This window comes from Actinomadura roseirufa (genome assembly GCF_900659635.1).
In the GTDB taxonomy this organism is placed as follows: domain Bacteria; phylum Actinomycetota; class Actinomycetes; order Streptosporangiales; family Streptosporangiaceae; genus Spirillospora; species Spirillospora roseirufa.
In genome coordinates this window covers 41,271-63,520 of sequence record NZ_CAACVB010000016.1, presented here as the reverse complement: position 1 = coordinate 63,520, position 22,250 = coordinate 41,271, and the positions used below count along the sequence as shown (strand labels likewise).

General features: G+C 71.6%; 17 protein-coding genes and 1 pseudogene. 10 read left to right on the top strand and 8 right to left on the bottom strand.

Annotated features, from left to right (window positions below; translation table 11 throughout):
- From rhaD to E1291_RS05855, 7 genes are all read right to left on the bottom strand, one after another.
- A partial coding sequence (rhaD, locus tag E1291_RS05890) for a bifunctional rhamnulose-1-phosphate aldolase/short-chain dehydrogenase (protein ID WP_131736664.1) occupies window positions 1–1,333 on the bottom strand: 1,333 nt, incomplete at its 3' end.
- Window positions 1,330–4,437, bottom strand: coding sequence for an alpha-L-rhamnosidase (locus E1291_RS05885; RefSeq protein WP_131736662.1), 3,108 nt, complete (start codon window positions 4,435–4,437; stop codon window positions 1,330–1,332). The genes E1291_RS05885 and rhaD, both read right to left, overlap by 4 nt.
- Window positions 4,437–5,603 carry an L-rhamnose isomerase gene (rhaI, locus tag E1291_RS05880; protein WP_131736681.1) on the bottom strand — a complete coding sequence of 389 codons (1,167 nt, stop codon included), beginning with the start codon at window positions 5,601–5,603 and terminating at the stop codon, window positions 4,437–4,439. The genes E1291_RS05885 and rhaI overlap by 1 nt, the downstream gene beginning before the upstream one ends.
- 202 nt (window positions 5,604–5,805) lie before the next feature.
- A complete protein-coding gene (gene rhaS / locus E1291_RS05870; RefSeq protein ID WP_131736660.1) occupies window positions 5,806–6,891 on the bottom strand; it encodes a rhamnose ABC transporter substrate-binding protein in 1,086 nt (361 codons plus the stop codon).
- Between the two features lie 63 nt (window positions 6,892–6,954).
- The gene (locus E1291_RS05865; protein WP_131736658.1) at window positions 6,955–7,953 is read right to left on the bottom strand and encodes an ABC transporter permease; all 999 of its coding nucleotides are present in this window, start codon (window positions 7,951–7,953) and stop codon (window positions 6,955–6,957) included.
- Complete coding sequence (locus E1291_RS05860; protein ID WP_131736655.1) at window positions 7,950–9,017, bottom strand: ABC transporter permease; 1,068 nt, start codon at window positions 9,015–9,017, stop codon at window positions 7,950–7,952. The genes E1291_RS05865 and E1291_RS05860 overlap by 4 nt, the downstream gene beginning before the upstream one ends.
- Window positions 9,017–10,555, bottom strand: coding sequence for a sugar ABC transporter ATP-binding protein (locus E1291_RS05855; protein WP_131736653.1), 1,539 nt, complete (start codon window positions 10,553–10,555; stop codon window positions 9,017–9,019). The genes E1291_RS05860 and E1291_RS05855 overlap by 1 nt, the downstream gene beginning before the upstream one ends.
- Before the next feature lie 297 nt (window positions 10,556–10,852).
- On the opposite strand from E1291_RS05855, the gene E1291_RS05850 reads away from it, so the two are divergent.
- From E1291_RS05850 to E1291_RS05815, 8 genes and pseudogenes are all read left to right on the top strand, one after another.
- A complete protein-coding gene (locus E1291_RS05850; RefSeq protein WP_242613966.1) occupies window positions 10,853–11,932 on the top strand; it encodes a LacI family DNA-binding transcriptional regulator in 1,080 nt (359 codons plus the stop codon).
- 10 nt (window positions 11,933–11,942) lie between these two features.
- Entirely contained in the window at window positions 11,943–12,656 is a 714-nt protein-coding gene (locus tag E1291_RS05845) for a (Fe-S)-binding protein (RefSeq protein ID WP_131736649.1), read from the top strand.
- A gap of 20 nt (window positions 12,657–12,676) precedes the next feature.
- Window positions 12,677–14,095: a LutB/LldF family L-lactate oxidation iron-sulfur protein gene (locus E1291_RS05840; protein WP_207400582.1), complete on the top strand. Its 1,419-nt coding sequence runs from the start codon at window positions 12,677–12,679 to the stop codon at window positions 14,093–14,095.
- Entirely contained in the window at window positions 14,092–14,712 is a 621-nt protein-coding gene (locus tag E1291_RS05835) for a LutC/YkgG family protein (protein ID WP_131736647.1), read from the top strand. The genes E1291_RS05840 and E1291_RS05835 overlap by 4 nt, the downstream gene beginning before the upstream one ends.
- 50 nt (window positions 14,713–14,762) lie before the next feature.
- The gene (locus tag E1291_RS05830) at window positions 14,763–16,145 is read left to right on the top strand and encodes a rhamnulokinase (RefSeq protein WP_131736677.1); all 1,383 of its coding nucleotides are present in this window, start codon (window positions 14,763–14,765) and stop codon (window positions 16,143–16,145) included.
- Between the two features lie 446 nt (window positions 16,146–16,591).
- Window positions 16,592–17,410: pseudogene (locus E1291_RS05825) on the top strand (IS5 family transposase).
- A gap of 486 nt (window positions 17,411–17,896) precedes the next feature.
- Window positions 17,897–18,529: an RNA polymerase sigma factor gene (locus E1291_RS05820; protein ID WP_306434446.1), complete on the top strand. Its 633-nt coding sequence runs from the start codon at window positions 17,897–17,899 to the stop codon at window positions 18,527–18,529.
- Complete coding sequence (locus E1291_RS05815; RefSeq protein ID WP_131736645.1) at window positions 18,522–19,715, top strand: CU044_5270 family protein; 1,194 nt, start codon at window positions 18,522–18,524, stop codon at window positions 19,713–19,715. Before E1291_RS05820 ends, E1291_RS05815 begins: the two co-directional genes overlap by 8 nt.
- 132 nt (window positions 19,716–19,847) lie before the next feature.
- Here the strand turns inward: E1291_RS05815 and E1291_RS43120 are convergent, their stop codons facing one another.
- The gene (locus E1291_RS43120) at window positions 19,848–20,357 is read right to left on the bottom strand and encodes a DUF3500 domain-containing protein (RefSeq protein ID WP_370770952.1); all 510 of its coding nucleotides are present in this window, start codon (window positions 20,355–20,357) and stop codon (window positions 19,848–19,850) included.
- Between E1291_RS43120 and E1291_RS05805 the strand changes: the two genes are divergently transcribed.
- Both E1291_RS05805 and E1291_RS05800 read left to right on the top strand, forming a co-directional pair.
- On the top strand, window positions 20,356–20,859 hold the full coding sequence (locus tag E1291_RS05805; protein ID WP_131736643.1) for an FBP domain-containing protein: 504 nt from the start codon (window positions 20,356–20,358) through the stop codon (window positions 20,857–20,859). The genes E1291_RS43120 and E1291_RS05805 overlap by 2 nt on opposite strands.
- A gap of 63 nt (window positions 20,860–20,922) precedes the next feature.
- Window positions 20,923–22,128, top strand: coding sequence for a hypothetical protein (locus E1291_RS05800; RefSeq protein ID WP_131736641.1), 1,206 nt, complete (start codon window positions 20,923–20,925; stop codon window positions 22,126–22,128).
- Window positions 22,129–22,250: the final 122 nt, after the last annotated feature.

The following is a 22,250-nucleotide window of genomic DNA, read 5'->3' as shown; positions in this document are numbered from 1 at the left end:
AGGCGCCCTCGGCGGCGAGGCGGCGGGCGGTGGCCGCGCCGATCCCGGACCCGCCGCCGGTGACCAGCGCGACCCGCGCCGCCAGCGGCCTCGGCCGCGGCCTGCGGCGGAGCTTGGCCTCCTCCAGCTCCCAGTACTCGATGCGGAACTTCTCCGCCTCCGGGATCGGCGCGTAGGACGACAGCGCCTCCGCGCCGCGCATCACGTTGATCGCGTTGACGTAGAACTCGCCCGCGACGCGCGCGGTCTGCTTGTCCGCGCCGAAGGAGAACATGCCGACGCCGGGGACGAGCACGATCGCCGGGTCCGCGCCCCGCATCGGCGGCGAGTCGGGGGTGGCGTGCCGCTCGTAGTACGCGGCGTAGTCCTCGCGGTAGGCGGCGTGCAGTTCGCGGAGGCGCGCCTTGACGTCGTCGAGTGGGGCGTCCGGCGGCAGGTCGAGGACCATCGGCGCGACCTTGGTGCGCAGGAAGTGGTCCGGGCAGGACGTGCCGAGCGCGGCGAGCCGCGGATGCTCGGCGCGGGCGACGAAGTCGAGCACGGTGCCGGAGTCGGTGAAGTGCCCGACCTGCCGACGGTCGGTGGAGGCCAGCCGGCGCAGCAGCGGGAACAGCGCCGCCGCCCTCGCCCGCCGCTCCTCGGCCGGGAGCGCCGGGTGGATCACCTCGCCGAACGGGTCGTCCCCGCCGTGCTCGGCGATGTAGGTCTCGGCGGTGCGGATGATGTCGAGCGAGTTCGCCTCGCACTCCTCGCTCGTGGCGCCCCACGCGGTGACGCCGTGCCCGCCGAGGATCACGCCGATCGCCCCCGGGTTCGCCTCCTTGATCGCGGCGATGTCCAGGCCGAGCTGGAACCCGGGGCGCCGCCATGGCACCCAGGCCACCCGGCCGCCGAAGATCCGCCGGGTCAGCTCCGCGCCGTCCGCCGCCGTCGCGATCGCGATGCCGGAGTCGGGGTGCAGGTGGTCCACGTGCGCGGCGTCCACGAGGCCGTGCATGGCGGTGTCGATGGACGGCGCCGCCCCGCCCTTCCCGTGCAGGCAGTAGTCGAACGCGGCGACCATCTCGTCCTCGCGCTCGACACCCGGGTAGACGTTGGCGAGCGCGCGCAGGCGGTCGAGCCGCAGGACGGCGAGCCCGTCCTCGGCCAGCGTGCCCAGGTCGCCGCCGGAGCCCTTCACCCACATCAGCTCGACCGGCGACGCGGTCACCGGATCCTCCACCACCGCCTTGGCGGAGGCGTTCCCACCCGCGTAGTTGGTGTTGCGCGGGTCGGACCCGAGCGCGTGCGCGCGCTCGATCAACTGCCTGACCTCGGGCGGACTGCCCGTCATCGGCCTCTCCTCACCTGGAATCGATGTTCGCCCGGACCCGCCTCGAAGCGGCCGGGGCCGAGCGGCCGCGCGCCGTCCAGCGCGACGGCGCCGGCGGGCAGGCGCACCTCGGCCACGGCGCCGACCGGCACCTCGGCCCGCAACGCCAGCCGCCCGTCGTCCCGCCGCCAGCTCACGGCGGCGCGGCCGCGGACCGTGTCGATCGACGCCTCCGCGCCGGCCAGCCCGGCGGGCAGGCAGGGGCGCATCAGGATCCGCCGGAACCCGGGCGCGGACGGCTCGATCCCCGCCACGTACCGGTAGAACCACTCGTCGACCGTGCCGAGGAAGCCGTGGCCGCGCGAGCGCGAGCCGAGGTGCCACATCTCCCACAGCGACGTCGCGCCGTTGGCGAACCAGAACCCCCAGCTCGGCTCGGTGGTCTGCGTCGCCACCCGGTAGGCGAGGTCGGCGTGGCCGTGGTCGCACAGCACCGGCAGCAGATACTTGGTGCCGAGCACGCCGGTGTCGAGGTGGCCGTCGCGGGTCTCGGCCACGTCCCGCACCAGGTTCGCCACCACCGCGTCGACGTGCTCGGACGGCACCAGCCCGAACGCCAGCGCCAGCACGTTCGGCGTCTGCCGGTAGGCGTCGTCGGCCCGGTACAGGCCGCGCCCGGAGTCCAGGTACGCGGCGTTGAACGCGCGGGACAGCTCGGCGGCCTTGCCGCGCAGGCGCCGCGCGTCGGCGTCCTTGCCCAGTTCGGCGGCGATCTCGGCGAGCTGGACGTGCGTCCGGTACACGTACGCGGTGCCCATCAGCGCGTTCACGGCGGCGTTCTGCGCGGACGGCGCGTTGTAGTCGCCCCACTCGTCGGTGCTGAGGCCCCTGCCGTCCAGCCGTCTCGCCTCGTAGGCGGCGTACCGGTCGAGCGAGTCGTAGTACTCGGCCAGCGCCCAGGACGCGTCGTAGTACCGGTGCAGGTTCCACACGGTCGCGACGTACTGGTTCGCCCAGGACGGCGACGGCGGACGGAACCCCGGACGCGGCTGCGGCGCCCACGAGGCGATGTCGCCGTCCTCGCCCTGCGTGTCGCGGATGTCGGTGAGCCACTTCGTGTAGAAGCGGCGCATGTCGAAGTTGGCGAAGGCGGAGTCCTCCATGAGGCCCGCGTCGCCCGTCCACGGCAGCTTCTCCTCCATCGAGCCGTCGGTCGGCACCGAGACGTGGTTGTTGAGGAGGGTGGAGCGCGCGGCCTCGTGGATCCGGTTCAGCAGGTCGTTCGCGCAGGTGAAGCGGCCCGTGTCGGCGACGGCGGTGTGCAGGCGCAGGGCGCGCAGCGCGTCGCGTCCCGGTGTGCCCGGGTAGCCGCGCACCTCGACGAACTGGAAGCCCTTGTAGCTGAACGACGGCTGCCAGATCTCGGTGCCCTTTCCGCTCAGCACGTAGGTGTCGGTCTGGTCGCGTCCGCCGGGGTGGACGGTGCCGTCCGCGTCGAGCCGTTCGCCGTGCCGCAGCCGCACCTCGGTGCCCGCCGGGCCGCGGACCTTCAGCCGGACGACGCCCGCGATGTTGACGCCGAAGTCGTACACGTGCACGCCCGGCGCCGGACTGGTGATCTTCACCGGACGGAGCGAGTCGGTGATCTTGATGGGCTCGATCGCCTGGGCCCGCACCTCGACTCCGGCGGTCCGGATCGGCCTGGCGGGCGTCCAGGCCGCGTCGTCGAAGCCCGGCGAGGACCAGCCGGGGACGGCCAGCCGGGCGTCGTAGTGCTCGGTGTCCGGGGTGACCGCGCCCGAGTACGACGGGCCGGGGGTGGTCTTCCAGGTGCCGTCGCCGACGACCGCGGCACCGTCCGCGACCAGCCGGAACAGGAGGCGCTGGCGGCCGTCCCACCCGGTGCCGGGCTCCGGCACCGGATCGCCGGACCCCATCTTCCCGGTGCCCATCCCGGCGAACCAGCCGCGCCCGAGCGCGACCCCGACCGCGTTGCGCCCCTTGGCCAGGTGGTGCGTGACGTCGTGGACGACGTAGCCGACGCGGCGCGCGTAGTCGGTCCACGCCGGGTCGAGCACGTGGTCGCCGACGCGCTCGCCGTTGATGAACAGCTCGTGGTAGCCGAGCCCGCAGATGTACGCGCGGGCCAGCGACGGCCGCGCCCGCAGCGTGAACTCCTTGCGCAGCAGCGGGTTGTACGGCCGGGGGAAGGCGACCGCGTTGGTGATCCGCAGCTCGCCGTCGGCGACCGCGCCCGCGCTCCACCGGTAGGGCGCGCCGCCGGTGAGGTCGTCGTCGAGCGGCGGCCCGCCGCCGGTGACGGTGATCCGCCGCAGCACGCCCGCCTCGCGGCCGTCGGTGCGCAGCCCGACGGTGCCGGACGCGAACGTGCCGTCGGACAGGGTGTCCACGAGCGCGCCGTCCACGTACGTGCGGATGGTGGCGCCGCGCGCGTCGATCGCGACCTTCAGCGGCGTGCCGATCACCCGCTCGACCGGGATCGGCACGCTCTTCAGGACCGTCCAGGCGCCGTTCACCAGCTTGTGCGGCCGCAGCAGCGACCCCTCGGAGAGCTGCCACATGTAGCCGTTGGAACCGCCGTCCGCGCGGAAGAACAGGCCGAACGCCAGCTCGGTGACGGTGAGGTCGGCCTCCAGGCGGAAGTCGTCCCAGACCGGGACGGTGGAACCCGGCCAGATCCAGCCGGTCCCCCAGTCGCCGACGCCCGTCTCCCACCAGCCTGGATCGCTCCATCCCGACGCGCCGCCCGCCGCGTCCCAGGTGCGCACCTTCCACTCGTACCGGCGGCCCGGCTCCAGTTTCCGGCCGCCGTACACGATGTCGCGCGTCTCGGCGGAGGCGACCCGGCCGCTGTCCCAGACGACGTCCCGCCCGGAGGAGACCACGACCTGGTAGGCGGTCTGCGCGTCGCCGCGGCGCGACGAGACCAGCCGCCAGCCGAGCCGGGGAGCGGGCTCGTCCATGCCGAGCGGGTTCGGGGCGTCCTGGACGTCGAGCGCGGTCACCCGCATCCCGCCGCCGGACGCCGCCCGCGCCGTTGCGGGGACGCCGAGCACGGCGCCGGTCGCGGCCGTGGCCCCGAGGAAGCCCCTTCGAGAGATCATCACGCGCCCCATCCCGCCGCCTGGCCGGCCGTCCGCTCGGCGCGGACCCTTTCGAAGTAGCCGGACGCCCTGTACGCCGCGACCGGGTCCGGGTGCAGGCCCATCTCCTCGCGCAGCTCCGCCAGCAGCGGACGGACGTCGGTGTTGTAGGCGTCCATGAACACCGCGTTCGCCTCCAGGACGTCACCGGCCTCCTGCGCGGCGCGGAGCGCGTCGCCGTCCACGAGCAGCGCCTTCGCCGTCGCCTCCTGGACGTTCATCACCGAGCGGATCTGGCCCTGGATCTTCGGCTCGATGTTGTGGCACTGGTCGAGCATGAACGCGACCCCCGAGTCCGGGTCGTAGCCGCCGCCCCGCACCACCTCGTACATGATCCGGAAGAGCTGGAACGGGTCGGCCGCGCCCACCATCAGGTCGTCGTCGGCGTAGAAGCGCGAGTTGAAGTCGAACCCGCCGAGCCTCCCCTCGCGCAGCAGGAACGCGACGATGAACTCGATGTTCGTGCCCGGCGCGTGGTGCCCGGTGTCGACGACGACCTGCGCCTTCGGGCCGAGCTTCACGCAGTGCGCGTAGGACGCCCCCCAGTCCGGCAGGTCGGTCATGTAGAACGCGGGCTCGAACAGCTTGTACTCCAGCAGGAACCGCTGGCCCTCGCCGAGCCGCTCGTAGACGGCGGCGAGCGCCTCGGCCATCCGGTCCTGGCGGGTCCGGACGTCGTCCTGGCCCGGGTAGTTCGTGCCGTCGGAGAACCACAGCTTCAGGTCGCGGGAGCCGGTGGCGTCCATGATGTCGACGGCTTCCAGCAGGTGGTCGAGCGCCTTGCGGCGGACGGCCGGATCCGGGTTGGTGACGCTGCCGAGCCTGTAGTCGTCGTCCTGGAAGACGTTGGTGTTGACCGCGCCTATCCGTACCCCGCTCTCCTCGGCGTGCGCGGCGAGCGCCGCGTAGTCGTCGACCCTGTCCCAGGGAATGTGGACGGCGACGATCGGCGCGACGCCGGTGAACCGGTGCACCTGCGCGGCGTCGTCGATCTTCTCCCACGGGGTGCGCGGGACGCCCTCCTGCGCGAAGACCTTGAACCTGGTCCCCGAGTTCCCGTACGCCCACGAGGGGGTCTCGATCTGCTGGCGGCGCAGGGCGTCCTTCACCGCGCTGGTGTCAACCACGGGCACTTGACCTCTCTCTTGTTTCTCTGGGGGACGACCCCCAGACCCCCGACGGTGCGACTGACCGACGACCTCTCCTCCGCCAGGTCACCGGTCAGTCGCCGTGGAAGACCTCGGGGAGCGGCCGCGTCCCCTGATCGGGACGGCCGTCGAGGTCCTCGAAGAACGGCGCCCCCGACGCCACCCTGGTCCGCTCTCAGTCTTAGAAGTGGTACTGGTCGATGTTCTTGACGTCGAAGACGGTGGGCGGGCCGAGGATCACTTCACCGTTGGCGCCGATCGTCCGCTCGCCGAGCTTGCCCGCCTTGAACTTCTCGCCCGGCGCGCCGCTGATCTGCCCGGACGACAGCGCCGCCGCCGCGTAGGAGGCGAGGTAGCCGAGGTTCTTCGGGTCCCACAGCTCGAACTGCTTGACGGTGCCGTCCTTGACGAACTTGCGCATCTGGTCCGGCGTGCCGAGGCCGGTCAGGACGACCTTGCCCTTGTACTTGGACGCGGAGATGTAGCGGGCCGCCGCCGCGATGCCGACCGTGGTCGGGGAGATGATGCCCTTGAGGTTCGGGTACGCCTGGAGCAGCCCCTGCGTCTGCTGGAACGACTTCTGGTCGTCGTCGTCCCCGTAGGCGACCTTGACGAGCTTGATCTTCGAGTACTCGGGCTTCGCCAGCTCGTCCTTCATGAACTTGATCCAGGTGTTCTGGTTCGTGGCGTTCGCCGTCGCCGACAGGATCGCGATCTCGCCCTCCTGCCCGATCTGCTCGGCCAGGAGCTTGGCCTCGCTGCGGCCGATCTCCTCCGAGCTGGCCTGGTTGATGAACAGGTCGCGGCACTGGGGGTTGGTGTCGGAGTCATAGGCGACGATCTTGATGTTCTTGGACCGCGCCTGCTTCAGCGGCCCGCACACCGCGTTCTCGTCGTTCGCCGCGATGAGGATGGCGTCGTGCCGCTGCTGGATCAGCGTGTTGATGTAGGAGACCTGCGAGGACGCCGACGCGTCGGACGGCCCGACCTCCTTGGCCTCCCCGCCGAACTCCTTCGCCGCCGCGATGCCGGCCTCGTCGACGATCGTCTCGTACGGGTTGTTGACCTGCTTCGGCAGGAACGCCAGCTTGAGGCCCTTCTTCAGCGGCGCGTTCGGGTCGGCCGACGCCGTCCCGCCGGACGCGCCCTTGCCGGACCGCGACGAGGAGTCCTTCGTGGTCCCCCCGCAGGCGGCCAGGCTCAGGGCCAGGACGCCGGCGGTGGCGACCGCGGCCGGCCGGCGCGGGGCGCGCAGACGAATGGTCATCAGGGTGCCTCTCAAGGTTCTTTCTTCCGGGGGTGGGTGGCGGCGGGGGGCTCGGGTGAGCGGTCAGGGCACGACGGCGGGGGCCGCGGTTCGCGCGCCCCGCCGTCTGCCCCGTGCCTCGCGCGCCACGGCGATCAGCCGCGGTGTGAGGACGCTGACGATGAGCAGGAGCCCGGTGACGATCGACTGGACCTCGGTGGAGACGTCGTTGAGCATCAGCAGGTTGCGGAGCAGGCCGATCAGCAGGACGGCGGCGATCACACCGCCGAGGGTGCCCCTGCCGCCGTCGAAGTCGATGCCGCCGAGCAGCACCGCCGCGATGACGGTGAGTTCGAGTCCGAGGCCGTTGTCGGCGCGGGCGCTGCCGTAGCGGAGCGTGTAGACGACGCCCGCGAACCCCGCCACCAGCCCGGACACGACGAACAGGGCCAGCTTGGCGCGCTTCACGCGGATGCCGGCGAAGTAGGCGGCGTCCTCCTGCGCGCCGATCGCGAACAGCGACCGTCCGACGCCGGTGGCGTGCAGGACGATCGCCGTCACGACGGCGAGCACGGCGAACAGCGCGATCGGGTACGGGATCGGCGTGCCCGGGACGGACGACGTCGCGAGGTCGGTGTAGGCGACCGGGAACTCGGAGATCGCGCCCGTCCCCAGCGTCACGTACGCGAGGCCCCGGTAGAGGGTCATCGTGCCGATCGTGACGGCGAGGGACGGCAGCCCGAGCCGCGTGACGAGCAGCCCGTTGACGAGGCCGCAGCCGACGCCGACGAGCAGCACCAGCGGGATGATCATCTCGATGGCCAGGCCCGCGTCCCACAGCCTGCCGGTGAGGGCGCTGCACAGGCCGAGGATCGAGGCGACCGACAGGTCCACCTGGCCGCAGACGACGAGCAGCGTCATCGGCAGCGCGATCAGCGCGATCTCGCTGAGGTCGTCCAGGGCGAACGAGAGGTTGTCGCCGTTGGCGAAGTCGGGCGAGAACCCCGCGCCGCCCGCGAACACCGCGACCAGCAGGGCGGTGACGGCGGTCTCCCAGCGCAGCCTGCCTCCGAGGCGGCTCATGACCGTCCCTCCCTGTGCACGGTGGACTCCAGGGAGCGCTGTTTCAGCGCCCGTGTGACGCGCAGCGCCAGCAGCCGGTCGACGCTGATGGCGAGCAGCAGCAGGACGCCGGTGATCGCGTCCTGCCAGAACGAGTCGACCTTGAGCACGACCAGCACGCTGCCGATGGTGGTGAGCAGCAGCGCGCCGAGCGCCGCGCCGTACACGGTGCCGACGCCGCCGGTGATGGCGATGCCGCCGACGACGACCGCGCTGACGACCTTGAGCTCCCAGCCGTGCGCGGCGTCCGCGACGACGGTGCCGAACCGGGCGAGCCACAGCACCCCGGCGAGGCCCGCGAGCGCGCCGCTGACCAGGTAGGCGGTGAGGACGCGGCGGCGGATCGGGACGCCCGCGAGCAGCGCCGCCTCCGGGCTGGACCCGATCGCGTAGAACTCGCGCCCGGACGAGTAGGACCTCAGGTAGTACCCGACGGCCAACATCACGACCACGGTGATGAGGGGCAGATACGGGACGCCGAGCACGCCGTCGGTGCCGAGCTTCAGCACCGCCGACGGCAGCTCCGCCGCGCCGATCTGGTCGCCGTGCGCGATCCGGTAGTCGAGCCCCTGGATCACGTACAGGGTGCCGAGGGTGACGACGAGGGCGGGTACCCGGCAGAAGCTGACGAGCAGCCCGTTCACCAGCCCGCACACCAGCCCGATCGCGACGCCGACCAGCAGCACGAGCACGATGTTCCGGTCGCCGCCGGCCGCGAACCTCCCGGCGCTGAACGCGACGAGCCCGACGACGGACCCGACCGACAGGTCGATGTTGCGGGTGACGACCACCATGCTCTGCCCGACGGCGAGCAGCACCAGGATCGAGGCGTTGAGGAAGATGTCCTTCACGCCCTGCCCGGACAGGAAGCGCGGGTTCGCGATCGTCGTCCCGACGACGAGGACGGCGAGCGCACCGAGGATGCTCAGTTCCCGGGCGCGCAGCGCCATCTCGACCAGCCGCCGCCCGCCGCCCGGCGGACCATCCGCCCCCGGCCGCGCCGGAGACTCCGCAACCACGGTCATCAGGCCGCCTTTCCGTTGCCGGGACGGCCCGTAGCGGCGGCCATCACGCTCTCCTCGGTCGCGTCCGCGCGCGGGATCTCGGCGGTGAGGCGCCCCTCGTGCATGACGAGGACGCGGTCGGCCATGCCGAGCACCTCCGGCAGGTCGGACGAGATCATCAGCACCGCCAGGTCGCGGGCGGCCAGTTCCGACAGCAGCCGGTGCACCTCGGCCTTGGTGCCGACGTCGATGCCGCGGGTCGGCTCGTCCACGATCAGGACGGCGGGCTCGGTCGCGAGCCACTTGGCGAGGACGACCTTCTGCTGGTTGCCGCCGGACAGGACGCCGACGGCGTCGCTGAGGCGGGAGTACTTGAGCTGGAGCCGCAGACCCCAGTCGGCGGCGCGGTCCCGCTCGACCCGGCGGGAGATCAGGCCGCCGCGCCCGGTCGCGCGGCGCAGCGCCTTGAGCTGGGTGAGCCCCATGTTGCGCTCGATGGACATGTCCATGACGAGGCCCTGCTGGCGCCGGTCCTCGGGGACGAGCGCGAGCCCCGCCGACATCGCGGCCGTGGGGCTGCCGGGCGGGAGGGCGCGGCCGTCGACCTCGACGGTCCCGGCGTCCCACCGGTCGACGCCGAAGAGCGCGCGGGCGACCTCGCTGCGTCCGGCGCCGACCAGCCCGGCCAGCGCGACGATCTCGCCGCGGCGGACGTCGAAGGACACGTCGGTGAACGCGCCCTCGCGGGTCAGCCTGCGCACCTTCAGCGCGATCTCGCCGGGCGTCACGTCCTGCTTGGGGTAGAGGGCGTCGAGGTCGCGGCCGACCATCCGGCGGACGAGGTCGTCAGGGGTGAGGTCGGCGACGAGGTCGGTGCCCACGAAGCCGCCGTCGCGGAGCGTCGTGACCCGCTGGCACAGCTCGAAGATCTCCTCCAGCCGGTGCGAGATGAACAGCACCGCGCAGCCCTGCTCGCGCAGCGTGCGGGTCACCGCGAACAGCCGGGCGACCTCCTGGCCGGTGAGCGCGGCGGTGGGCTCGTCCATGATCAGCACCCGGGCGTCCCGGGAGATGGCCTTGGCGATCTCGACGACCTGCTGGTCGGCGATCGACAGGCCGCGGGCGGGCTGCCGCGGGTCGAGCGGGACCCCGAGCCGCTCGAACAGCCGCGCCGTCTCCGCGTGCATGGCGCGGCGGTCGATCCGGCCGAGTCCGGCGCGGGGCTGGCGGCCCATGAAGATGTTCTCGGCGACTGACAGGTCGGGGAACAGCGTGGGCTCCTGGTAGATGACCGCGACCCCGGCGGCCTGCGCGTCGGCGGGGCCGCCGAACGTCACGGCGGCGCCGTCCGCGCGGACCTCGCCCGCGTCCGGGCGGTGCACGCCTGCGAACGTTTTTACGACCGTCGACTTGCCCGCGCCGTTCTCCCCGGCCAGGGCGTGCACCTCGCCCGCGTGGAGCTCCAGCGTCACGTCCTGGAGGGCGCGCACGGCACCGAACGATTTACTCACGTTGACCAGCGCCAATGTCGGCGGCGCCGATCGCGCGGGTGCTGTCATCAGGGCCCTCCTCGGGAGGCAGGTCCAGGACGTTCCGGTGAAAAACGTTTTAACAAGATGTTGCGGAGGACGCTAGATGTGAGCCAGAGCACTCGTCAAGAGCCGATCTTCCGCCGGGACCGCCCAAGATCGCTGGAAACCCCGGTGCTGTAAGGGCCTGCGGGCCCCTCGAAATCGTTCGCGACCGGCACCGGCCAACCACGTTTCGGCCTCCGAGGGGCGGCCCACGGGTTGACACGTTTTAATGCGATGACCCAGAGTGAGCCGACATCGGCGATCGGACCGGGGGCACACAGAGTGAGCACAGACGGCACCGGCCGTCCCGGCGCGGCGCGCGGGACGGTCGGGATCAAACAGGTCGCGGCGCACGCCGGCGTCTCGCCGGGCACCGTGTCCAACGTGCTCAACCGGCCGGAGCGGGTCGCCGAGGCGACCCGGGCCCGGGTCGAGGACGCGATCCGCGAGCTCGGGTTCGTCCGCAACGGGTCGGCGTCCACGCTGCGCGCCGGGCACAGCAGCACGATCGGGCTGATGGTCCTCGACCTCGCCAACCCGTTCTTCACCGACGTGGCCCGCGGCGTCGAGGACACCGCGAGCGAGCGCGGCTACGCGGTGATCCTGTCCTCGTCCGGCGAGTCGGACGAGCGGGAGCTGCGCAACCTGCGGGTGTTCGCCGAGCAGCAGGTCCGTGGCGTGCTGCTGACCCCGGTCGGCGACGACGGCGAGGCGGCCGGGCGGCTGCGCGAGCGGAACGTCCCGGTGGTGCTGCTCGACCATCCGACGCCGCGCGCCAACCAGTGCTCGGTCGCCGTCGACGACGTCGCGGGCGGCGAGCTCGCCGCCGCGGAACTGCTGGCCGCGGGCGCCCGCACGATCGCGTTCGTCACCGGGCCGACGGTGCTGCGGCAGTGCGCCGACCGGCGCAAGGGCGCGCTGCGGGCGCTGCGCGCCGCCGGGCTCGGCCGCGAGGCGCTGCGCGAGATCCCGGTCGGGGCGATGAACGCGCGGGCCGGGCAGGAGGCGGCGCGGCGGATGCTGGAGGCCGGGCCGCCGCTGCCGGAGGCGATCTTCTGCGCGAACGACCTGCTCGCGCTCGGCGTGCTGCGGGTGCTGCTGCAGGCCGGGATCCGGGTCCCGGCTGACATCGCGCTGATCGGGTACGACGACATCGAGTTCTCGGCGGCGGCCGCCGTCCCGCTGAGCTCGGTACGGCAGCCCACCTACCAGCTCGGCCGGATCGCGACCGAACTCCTGCTGGAGGAGTGCGACGACCCGGCGGGGCACGCCCACCAGCAGGTGATGTTCCAGCCGGAGCTGATCGTCCGCGAGTCGAGCCGGTCCGAGGCGGGAGGCGGCGTCGTGAAGGTGGCATTGTGAGGATGGCGTTGTGAGAGTCGCGTTGTTCCTGACCTGCGTGAACGACACGCTCTACCCGGGGACGGGGAAGGCGGTCGTCCGGCTGCTGCGGCGGCTCGGCCACGACGTGGAGTTCCCGTCCGGGCAGACGTGCTGCGGGCAGATGCACCTGAACACCGGCTACCGGCGGCAGGCCCTGCCCCTGGTGAAGGGGTTCGCGGAGACGTTCGAGCCCTACGACGCGATCGTGACGCCGTCCGCGTCGTGCGGAGCGATGGTCCGCGACTGGCATCCGCGGCTCGCGACACGCGCCGCCGGGGTCGCCTCCCGCGTGTACGAGCTGTCGGAGTTCCTGGTGGACGTGCTCGGCGTCACCGACGTCGGCGCCTACTTCCCGCACCGCGTCACCTACCACCCGACATGCCACTCGCTGCGGATGCTGCGGGCCGGCGACCGTCCGCTGCGGCTGCTGCGCGAGGTCCGCGGCATCGACCTGGCCGAGCTGCCGGACGCGGCCGAGTGCTGCGGCTTCGGCGGGACGTTCGCGCTGAAGAACCCCGAGGTGTCGGCGGCGATGTGCGCGGACAAGGTCACCGCCGTCCGGGAGACGCGGGCCGAGGCGCTGTGCGCGGCCGACAACTCGTGCCTGATGCACATCGGCGGCGCGCTCACCCGCACGCGCGCCGGGATCCGGACGGTCCACCTGGCCGAGATTCTCGCGTCCACCGAGGAGGATCCGCTGTGACGATGCCGACCTACATCGGGATGCCGTCGTTTCCGGACGCGGCGCGGCGCGCGGTGGCCGACCCCCGGCTGCGCGCCAACCTGGCGCACGCGACCACGACGATCCGGGGGCGGCGCGCGGACGCGGTCGCCGAGCTGGACGACTGGCCCGCGCTCCGCGAGGCGGGCAAGCAGATCAAGGACCACGTCCTGGAGAACCTCGGCCACTACCTGCGCGTCCTGGAGGAGAAGGTCACCGCCGCCGGTGGAACGGTGCACTGGGCGCGCGACGCCGCCGAGGCCAACCGCGTCGTCGCGGACCTGGTGAAGGCGACCGGCGAGACCGAGGTCGTCAAGGTCAAGTCGATGGCGACGCAGGAGATCGGGCTGAACGAGTTCCTCGCCGGGGAGGGGATCACCGCCTTCGAGACCGACCTGGCGGAGCTGATCGTCCAGTTGGGGGACGACCGCCCGTCGCACATCCTCGTCCCGGCGATCCACCGCAACCGGTCCGACATCCGCGACATCTTCCTGCGCGCGATGGACGACGCGCCCGAGGGGCTGACCGACTCCCCCGCCGCGCTCGCCGAGGCCGCGCGGCGGCATCTGCGCGCCAAGTTCCTGTCGGCGAAGGTCGCGGTGTCCGGCGTGAACTTCGCCGTCGCCGACACCGGGACGCTCGTCGTCCTGGAGTCGGAGGGCAACGGCCGCATGTGCCTCACCCTCCCCGAGACCCTGATCTCGGTGGTGGGCGTGGAGAAGATCGTCCCGTCCTGGCGCGACCTTGAGGTGTTCCTGCAACTGCTGCCGCGCTCGTCCACGGCGGAGCGGATGAACCCCTACACCTCCACCTGGACGGGCGTCCACCCGGGCGACGGGCCCCGCGACTTCCATCTCGTCCTGCTCGACAACGGCAGGACCGCGACCCTGGCCGACGAGGTGGGCCGGCAGGCGCTGCGCTGCATCCGCTGCTCCGCGTGCCTGAACGTGTGCCCGGTCTACCAGCGCGCGGGCGGCCACGCCTACGGGTCGCCGTATCCGGGGCCGATCGGCGCGATCCTGTCCCCGCAGATCAGGGGCATCGGGTCGGACGTCGACGCCTCCCTCCCGTACGCGTCGTCGCTGTGCGGGGCGTGCTTCGACGCGTGCCCGGTCGCGATCGACATCCCGGAGGTGCTCGTCCACCTGCGGGCGCGGGCCGTGGAGAAGGGGCCGCGCCATCCCCTCGAAAGGGCCGCGATGGCGGCGGCCGGGTGGACGCTGCGCTCCCCCACCCGGCTCGCCCTCGCCCAGCGCGGGGCGTCGGCGTCCCGCCGGGTGGCGCGCCGCGGGCGGATCCGGCGGCTTCCCGGCCCGCTGTCGGCGTGGACCGAGACGCGGGACGCGCCCGTCCCGCCGCCCGAGTCGTTCCGCGCCTGGTGGGCCCGGACGGACGGCGGCCGGAAGGAGACGGGCCGGTGAGCGCGCGCGAGGAGATCCTTCGCCGGATCGAGCGGGTCACGCCGACGCGTCCGGCCGCCGAGGTCGCCGCGTCCTATGACCGGATCGACCGCGCCTACCGGCGACGGCACCACGACGGCAACGTCCTCGACCTGTTCGCGGAGCGGGTCGCCGACTACCGCGCGACCGTGCTGCGCGTCACGCCGTCCGGTGTGCCGGGGACGCTCGCCGAGCGCCTCGCCGCCCGGCCCGGATCGTACGGGGTGCCGTCCGACCTGCCCCCGGAGTGGGTGGCCGAGGCGGGCGCTCCGCTCGTCCGCGACCCCTCGGTCACCGCGCTGGACGGCCTCGCGGGCGCGGTCACCGGCTGCGCGGCCGCGATCGCCGAAACGGGGACGATCATCCTGGACCACGGCACCGCCCAGGGGCCGCGCGCCCTGTCGCTCGTGCCCGACTACCACCTCATCGTCGTGCGGGCGGAGCAGATCGTCCCGGACGTGCCGGACGCGCTGGCGCGGCTCGACCCGCTCCGGCCGCTGACGTTCGTGTCCGGACCGTCCGCGACCAGCGACATCGAACTGTCCCGGGTGGAGGGCGTGCACGGCCCGCGCACGCTCGAAGTGCTGGTCGTCGCGTGAACGAGGCGACCTTCGCGGCCGTCGACCTCGGCGCGTCCAGCGGGCGGGTGATGGCGGCGCGCGTCGGGCCCGCCACCCTGGAACTGGACGAGGTCCGCCGCTTCCCCAACCGTCCGGTGCGGGTGAACGGCACCCTGCACTGGGACGTCCTCGGCCTGTACGGGAACGTCCTGGACGGCCTGCGCTCCGCCCCGTCCGGCCTCGCCTCGGTCGGCGTCGACTCCTGGGCCGTCGACTACGGGCTGCTGGACGAGAACGGCACGCTGCTCGGCAACCCCGTCCACTACCGCGACCCGCGCACCGACGGCGTGATGGAACGGATCCGCGCCGAGGTGGGCGACGACCTCCTCTACCAGGCGTCGGGCCTCCAGTTCCTCCCGTTCAACACGATCTACCAGCTCGCCGCGGACGACCTGTCGCGGGCGCGCACCCTTCTCCTCATCCCCGACCTGCTCGCGTACTGGCTCACCGGGGAGACCGGCGCCGAGCGGACGAACGCGTCCACGACGGGGCTCCTCGACGTCCGCACCGGCGCCTGGTCGGACGACCTGCTCTCCCGCCTCGGCCTCCCCGCCGGGATCCTGCCGCCGCTGCGCGACCCGGGCTCACCGATCGGCGTCCTCCGCCCGGACGTCGCCGCCGAGACCGGCCGCCCCGGCCTGCCGGTCGTCGCCGTCGGGTCGCACGACACGGCGTCCGCGGTCGCCGCCGTCCCCGCCACGACCGACCGGTTCGCCTACATCTCCTGCGGCACGTGGTCCCTGGTCGGCGTCGAGCTGGACGCGCCCGTCCTCACCGAGGCGAGCCGCAAGGCCAACTTCACCAACGAGGGCGGCGTCGACGGGACGGTCCGCTACCTGCGCAACGTCATGGGCCTGTGGCTCCTCCAGGAATGCCTGCGCGGGTGGGGCGACCCCGACCTCCCCGCGCTGCTCGCCGAGGCCGCGCACGTCCCCGGCCTGCGCTCGCTGATCGACGCGGGCGACCCCGAGTTCCTGCCGCCGGGCGGCATGCCCGCCCGCATCGCCGCGCACTGCCGCCGCCGCGGCCTCCCCGCCCCGGAGAGCCGCGCCGCGACCGTCCGATGCGTCCTGGACAGCCTCGCCCTCGCTCACCGCGCCGCCATCCGGCAGGCCGCGGCACTGTCCGGACGGGACATCGAGGTCGTCCACCTGGTGGGCGGCGGCAGCCGCAACGACCTGCTCTGCCGGCTCACCGCCGACGCGAGCGGCCTCCCCGTCGTGGCCGGCCCGGTCGAGGCGACCGCCCTCGGCAACGTCCTGGCCCAGGCCCGCGCGCACGGCACGGCGGGCGGCCTCGCGGAATCACGAGCACTGATAGCCGCAACGCAACCACTACGCCACTTCACCCCATCCGGCACCACAACCCGCTGGGACGAAGCCGCCGCCCTACTCACAGCCCCACCCCGCTAAAACAGACCAGAAACCGCTCACCTCCCCCCACCACCGATCAGCCCCTCCAAGCCCAACCAGACACCCAGCGACAAGCCAAAAGACCCGCCCGTCGCGTCGTTCGACTCCCGAGTGCCCGCTACCGGTCGCACCGGACCGTCCGGCACGCGCTGGAGGAGCTGGCCGACCCGCGCGGGTTGATCCTGGACGATCTGCACTGGGCCAACAACGCGTCGATGCCCTACGAGGGTTCGCGACCCTATTTTCACCTTCAACGACACGCGGAATCAATTAACAAGATACGACACCATCTCCGAAAACCACTCAGGCTTGGCCCCCTTGAGGGCCATGAAATTGCGCAAGATGACATTATTTGATTTCAGGCATTTCTTAATGCGCAACTTGTCTTCCGGACTTAGAGCGTGTCTCGCGTGGGTTGTGGGTCTTCTGCGGGATAATGCGGGATCGTGTCGTCGGATCTTGCGTTGCGTTTGGTGCCGGATGAGTTGTGGGAGCTTGCCGGGCCGCTGATCCCGGCGTTCAAACCGCGTCGCCAAGGTGGCGGGACGGCGGCGGTGAGCGATCGGGCGGTGTTCACCGCGATCGTGTACGTGCTGACCAGCGGATGTGCGTGGCGGCATCTGCCCGCGGAGTTCGGCGTCAGTGTGCCGACCGCGCATCGCCGGTTCACCGCCTGGACAAGGGCGGGTCTGTGGCCGTGGCTGCACCGCGCGGTGCTGGATGAGCTGGGTGCGCGCGGGCAGGTGGACTGGGCGTCGGCGATCGTGGACGCCGCGGCCGTCCGCGCGAAAAGGGGGGCGCGCTGACCGGCCCCAATCCGGTCGATCGGGGCAAGAAGGGCAGCAAAATCCACGTACTGTCCGATGCCGCCGGGCTGCCGCTGGTGGTCGCGGTGTCGGCGGCCAACGTCCACGACGGCCAGGCGCTCAAGCCGCTGCTGAATGGCATTGCCGGCGATCCGATCACGTCGTGGGCGGCGTCGGCGGCGTCCGGTGAAGTTGCGCGCCGACAAGGCGTACCGCTCCGCCGAGCACCGGGCCTGGCTGCGGCGACGTGGAATCGTGCCGCGTATCGCCCGGCCCGGCATCGAGTCCGGTGAACGCCTGGGCCGCCACCGCTGGGTGATCGGACGGACGCTGGCCTGGCTATTCGGCTACCGGCGCCTGACCATCCGCTACGAACGCCACGGCCACTTGTTCAACGCCTTCCTCGTCCTCGCCGCCACCATCACCTGCTACAAGAAGCTCGCCAAACAGTCCACATGAGACACGCTCTTAGTTTGTCGTGGCCTGGATGGGGTGGGCGGGCGGGCATGACTGCATGATTTGGGCGCGTACCAGCGTCGCTCTGTCCGCCATCTGAGCCCAGAGCACTCCACCGGGTGCGAGGTTCGTCGGTGGTTGATGTGCCAGTAGGGGCGGACGTTCGTGTCGGCGGGCTTCCTCGGGGAGTACTGCCGTCCATGTGCCGGACGAGGGTCGCGGCGGACTCCTGTCGTGGTCGCCCGAGTCGTCCCACCAGGTCACCGCCGGGTCGATGGTCAGGATCCGGTCGCGCTCTTGCTTCGCAAGGCGAGCCGCGTCGTGATCCGGGGTGGGCGATCGTCGCCATCAGTAGTGCCAGTGTCGCAGGTCGTTGCCGAAGTCTCCGCGTCCACCTTCATGACGCAGAATGCGCGGACGAGGGGAACTCGGGGACCGGGCTCGGCAAACAAGGTGTGGATTCCCTACCGGCACTCAGAGAGGAACACGGTGACCGAGCAGGCCCACGCCGCTTTGCCCCAGATGCTGTCGCCGCCCGGCGACGTCGAGGAGGACGACGCCGGGATCATCCGGCGATCCCTGGATGAACCCGAACGTTTCGGGACGCTGTTCCATCGGTACTCGTCGGAGATCAAGCGATATGTCGCCCGCCGTCTCGGCCCCGACGTCGCCGACGACATCGCCGCCGAGACGTTCCTGGCCGCGTTCCGGCAGCGCGAGCGGTACGACACCGGGCGTGCGAACGCCCGGCCCTGGCTGTACGGCATCGCGACGAACCTGGTCGGCATGCACAAGCGCGCCGAGAAACGTCTCTACCAGCGGTTGCTCCGCACGGGCGTCGACCCGGTCATGCAGCCGTTCACCGACCGCGTGGACGCCCGGGTGAGCGCCCAGTCCGCCCAGGCGCGGCTCGGCGCGGCGCTGATGCGGCTCCCGGCGGGCCAGCGTGACGTGCTGCTGCTGATCGCCTGGGCCGACCTCGCCTACGAGGAGGTCGCGACGGCTCTGGACGTGCCGATCGGGACGGTCCGGTCGCGGATGAACCGGGCCCGCAAGAAGCTGCGCCAGGAACTGAGGGACGCCGGAGTGACCGGCATTGACGAGGAGGCCGAACATGAATGAGATCACCGAACTGCGGCAGTTCCGGTCCGCCGTCCCCGCCGAGCCGGTCGCGGCGGAGCAGACGATGCGGGTCATGGCCGAGCTGGGGTCCGGGCGTGCGGCGACGCCCGCGCGCCCGGCCCTGCGGGGCCGGTTCAGGCTGACGCCCCTGCGGCTCTCGTTGGGCCTCGGCGCCTTGGCGGCCACCGGAACGGCGGTCGCCGTCATCCTGTCGGCCGTCGGCGGCGGGACGCCGGGACCACAGCACACGGCCGCGGGGCAGTCATCACCGCGAATCAGCCTGATCGCCGCGGCGGAGAAGCTCGAACGGGAGCCGGCCGGGTCAGGAACGTATTGGCGCGTGCGCTCCAAGGAAAGCCAGCAGTACTGGGCCCATGGAAAGGGGAAGGAGAAGTACGTCATCGACCAGCGCGCCACGAACGACATGTGGCAGCCCGCGGCGAACACCGGTAATCCGGTCTCCATCTCGCAGGGCCTCGGCACCAGCCCGGCGACGCCCGCCGACCGGGAGGCGTGGCGTCGCGCCGGCTCTCCGGCCGACTGGCCGATCGGCAACGGGATGCGGGTCAAGGCGTCCGCCGGAGAGCGAGCCGCGAACTTCCAGCCCCCGGGCAGCGGCAGCGGGCTCAGTCTCGGGAGCAGGACGCTGAGCCTGAACGAGTTGAAGCAGTTGCCCACCGACCCTGGGGCGCTCAAGGCGCTCATCCTGGAGCAGCGAACCCGGGACATCGGCCGTGGTCTCGCACCCAAGAACGGCTTCAGCGAGGTGGAGACCATCTACATGACCGTCGATTCCATGACCACGCTCCCCGTGCCGCCGCGGGTGCGCGCCGCGGCATACCGGCTGCTCGCCTCCACGCCCGAGCTTCAGGTCCAGGGCCGGGTTCGCGATCCGCTGGGTCGCGTCGGCGTGGCCGTCGCCCTGCGTGGGGGCCTCGCGGTCACCGGGAGCAGCGGCGAGGACAGCGAGACGAGCCGGATCGAGCAGCGCCTGATCATCGACACGGCGTCCGGACGGCTGCTGGCCAGGACGTACTCCACGATCGGCGGGAGCCGGCAACTCGTCACCTACACGGCCTACGAGTCGATGGGATGGACCAGCGAGCGTCCGCAACTGCCCGCGAAGCGGACCGGATGCGTCTCGGTGGCGACGTGCAAGGCTCGCGAAAAGGCACAAAAGCACTGACGTACGGCACCATCTGACACGCGGCGGCGCCACCGCCACGGCACGCCGTTGACGTGCGGCCGTTCGCGTGATGGACATACAAGCCTGGCCGGGGCGCGCTGCGGGTGTGGCGGTGCGCGCGGACTCGGCGGGCTATGCGGCCGCACGCTTCCATGACGACCTGGAGTTATCCTCCACCGGGATGCCGGCGAGTCGAGATCGGGACCGTGAGGCACGTGATCGCGCCAGGTCCGGCGACCGTGGGTCGCCGGACTTCGGCCGGAATGCGCCGGGCGCTCCTCGGTCAGCGTCCGGCGCGTTGCCGTCGATGGTGGCGGGCGAGGTGGCGGCGCAGCAGGTCGCGTCCGTAGTCGCCCCCGTTGGGGTCCGCACGAGGGTGTGGACGTGGAACGGTTCGGGCTCGTCGTTGTCGAGGAAGACGCCTCGGTGGCAGTCGTATTCGATCAGGACGACGGGGCTGTGGACGCGGTAGTAGAAGGCGTCATCGTCGCCGCTCCCGCCGATCCAGGCGATGTGCGTGCCGTCGAGATGCCGCTCGATGTTCTCCATGAACGCGGCGGCGGGTCCTTGGGCTCCGATGAGTCCCTGCCTGGGATAACCCTTTGCCCGTGCCGCAAAGGCGTACCTAGGCTCGCACTTCATGAGAGCGATTACCGAACGTGACCTGCGGTCCTGCTTCGTCAACTGCTCCAAGGGCGACGCAAAACGCCTCAACCTTCCCAAGGACTTCACACAGGCGCCCTGGGACGACCTTGACTTCCTCGGCTGGCGGGACCACAAGGCCCCCGACCGTGCCTTCCTGGTCGCTGAGACGGGCGACCGGCTCACCGGGATCGCCCTGCGGTTCGCGTCCGCGCCCGGCAAGGCGCGCGGGTTCAACTCGACCAGCCTGTGCTCGTTCTGCCAGACCGTGCACACCGGCGGCGGCGTCGCGTTGATGAGCGCGAGGCGCAGCGGCGATGCAGGCAAGCGGGGCGACAGCGTCGGACAATACCTGTGCGCCGACCTGGCCTGCTCCCTCTACGTACGGGGTAAGAAGCAGACCCTTCTGGGCGACGCCCACAACGACGGCGTCCCCCTTGAGGAGAAGGTTGCGCGCATAAGGGCGAATCTGGACACCTTCGTCGCGTCGGTCCTCGCCTGATCGGCCGCCGCTCACCTGCCCGAGCCGGGACCTCGCTGTCCGCGGCCCCGGCGAGCGCGACGGATGGTCGTGGAAAGCCCCAAAATCGGGTTCCTGACAACGGCCTTAATCGAGGCCGAATCTGGCGGAGATCGGCTGGTTGTGAAGTGGTTCGGTCAGGGGTGTAATGACCGCATGAGAGGTCTTTCAAGATCGAAAAGTGCGTTCCTGGCCGGACTCGCCGCGGTCACGTTGACGGCGATCGAACCACCGGCGAACGCGAACGCGGTCGTCTTACCCGGGCGGGTCATCGTCAGCCTCGGCCTGCTGCCGGGGGGCACGACCAGCCGCGCCACCGCCGTCAACGATCAAGGGGTCATCGTTGGATACGGCGACACGGCCGGCGGCGGAAACCACGCCATCCGCTGGAACCCCGACGGGCATATCACTGACCTCGGTACCCTTCCCGGCGGTACCTACAGCTATGCCTACGGAATCAACAACCGTGGCGACATCGTCGGCTACGCGAATAATTCCGGCGGTAATGAGCGGGCCGTCCGCTGGGCTCCGAATGGAACCATTACCGATCTCGGTAGCCTTCCCGGCCGCACCAGTGGCTACGCCTACGGAATCAACGACGTGGGGGCCGTGGTCGGCTACATACCGATCCAGTCCAAGACTTACCATGCGGCGAAATGGCAGCCGGACGGCACCGTTTCCGACATCGGGGCGGAATCCCCACTGGGATCGACCTCCGCCGCCGCGATCAACAACCATGGTGTCGCGGTCGGCATCACCTACGAGGTGTCGCCGGGGCATTACCACGAGGCCGTCACCTGGAGCGCGGCAGGCGACAAGCCCACGGTGCTTCCGCCGCTGCCCGGCGGTGGCCCGCGCAGCAGCGCCCAGAGCATCAACGACAAGGGAGTGATCGTCGGCTATTCGCAGTCCGGCCCCGGCGCTCCCACCAACTATCCCGTCCACGCGGTTCTGTGGGGCCCCGGCGCCTCCGCGCCCACCGACCTCGGTACGCTCCCCGGCGGTGGCGACGACAGCTTCGCGAACGGTGTCAATGCCGCGGGTGTCGTCGTCGGCGCCTCGGCGACGAAGGATCCCGGCAACCGCGACGCCGTCCTGTGGAGACGAGGGAAGAACGGTTGGCGCATCGTCTCCCTGCCGCGGCTTCCGGGTCGCGACTACAGCGAGGCGACGGCGATCAATAATGGCGGCGAGGTGGTCGGTGAAGCGTCCACCGCGTCCGGTCCGGGCGTCGCCGTTCGCTGGGAATAGCGATTCCACTCGCCAGACACCGCGGCGCGGGCGCTGACGCGTTCGTCGCGTCCGCGCCGCCGGGGCGCCGGGTCGTGTGCTGAGGGTCCGGGAACCGCGTTCGAGCAACACGGCGCCCCGTC

Coding starts and splice junctions, on each gene's coding strand:
- E1291_RS05885 (WP_131736662.1), bottom strand. CDS start 4,437: ATGATCTCTCGAAGGGGCTTCCTCGGGGCCACGGCCGCGACCGGCGCC.
- rhaS (WP_131736660.1), bottom strand. CDS start 6,891: ATGACCATTCGTCTGCGCGCCCCGCGCCGGCCGGCCGCGGTCGCCACC.
- E1291_RS05865 (WP_131736658.1), bottom strand. CDS start 7,953: ATGAGCCGCCTCGGAGGCAGGCTGCGCTGGGAGACCGCCGTCACCGCC.
- E1291_RS05860 (WP_131736655.1), bottom strand. CDS start 9,017: ATGACCGTGGTTGCGGAGTCTCCGGCGCGGCCGGGGGCGGATGGTCCG.
- E1291_RS05855 (WP_131736653.1), bottom strand. CDS start 10,555: ATGACAGCACCCGCGCGATCGGCGCCGCCGACATTGGCGCTGGTCAAC.
- E1291_RS05840 (WP_207400582.1), top strand. CDS start 12,677: ATGCCGTCGTTTCCGGACGCGGCGCGGCGCGCGGTGGCCGACCCCCGG.
- E1291_RS05830 (WP_131736677.1), top strand. CDS start 14,763: ATGGCGGCGCGCGTCGGGCCCGCCACCCTGGAACTGGACGAGGTCCGC.
- E1291_RS05815 (WP_131736645.1), top strand. CDS start 18,522: ATGAATGAGATCACCGAACTGCGGCAGTTCCGGTCCGCCGTCCCCGCC.
- E1291_RS05805 (WP_131736643.1), top strand. CDS start 20,356: ATGAGAGCGATTACCGAACGTGACCTGCGGTCCTGCTTCGTCAACTGC.
- E1291_RS43120 (WP_370770952.1), bottom strand. CDS start 20,357: ATGAAGTGCGAGCCTAGGTACGCCTTTGCGGCACGGGCAAAGGGTTAT.
- E1291_RS05800 (WP_131736641.1), top strand. CDS start 20,923: ATGGTCGTGGAAAGCCCCAAAATCGGGTTCCTGACAACGGCCTTAATC.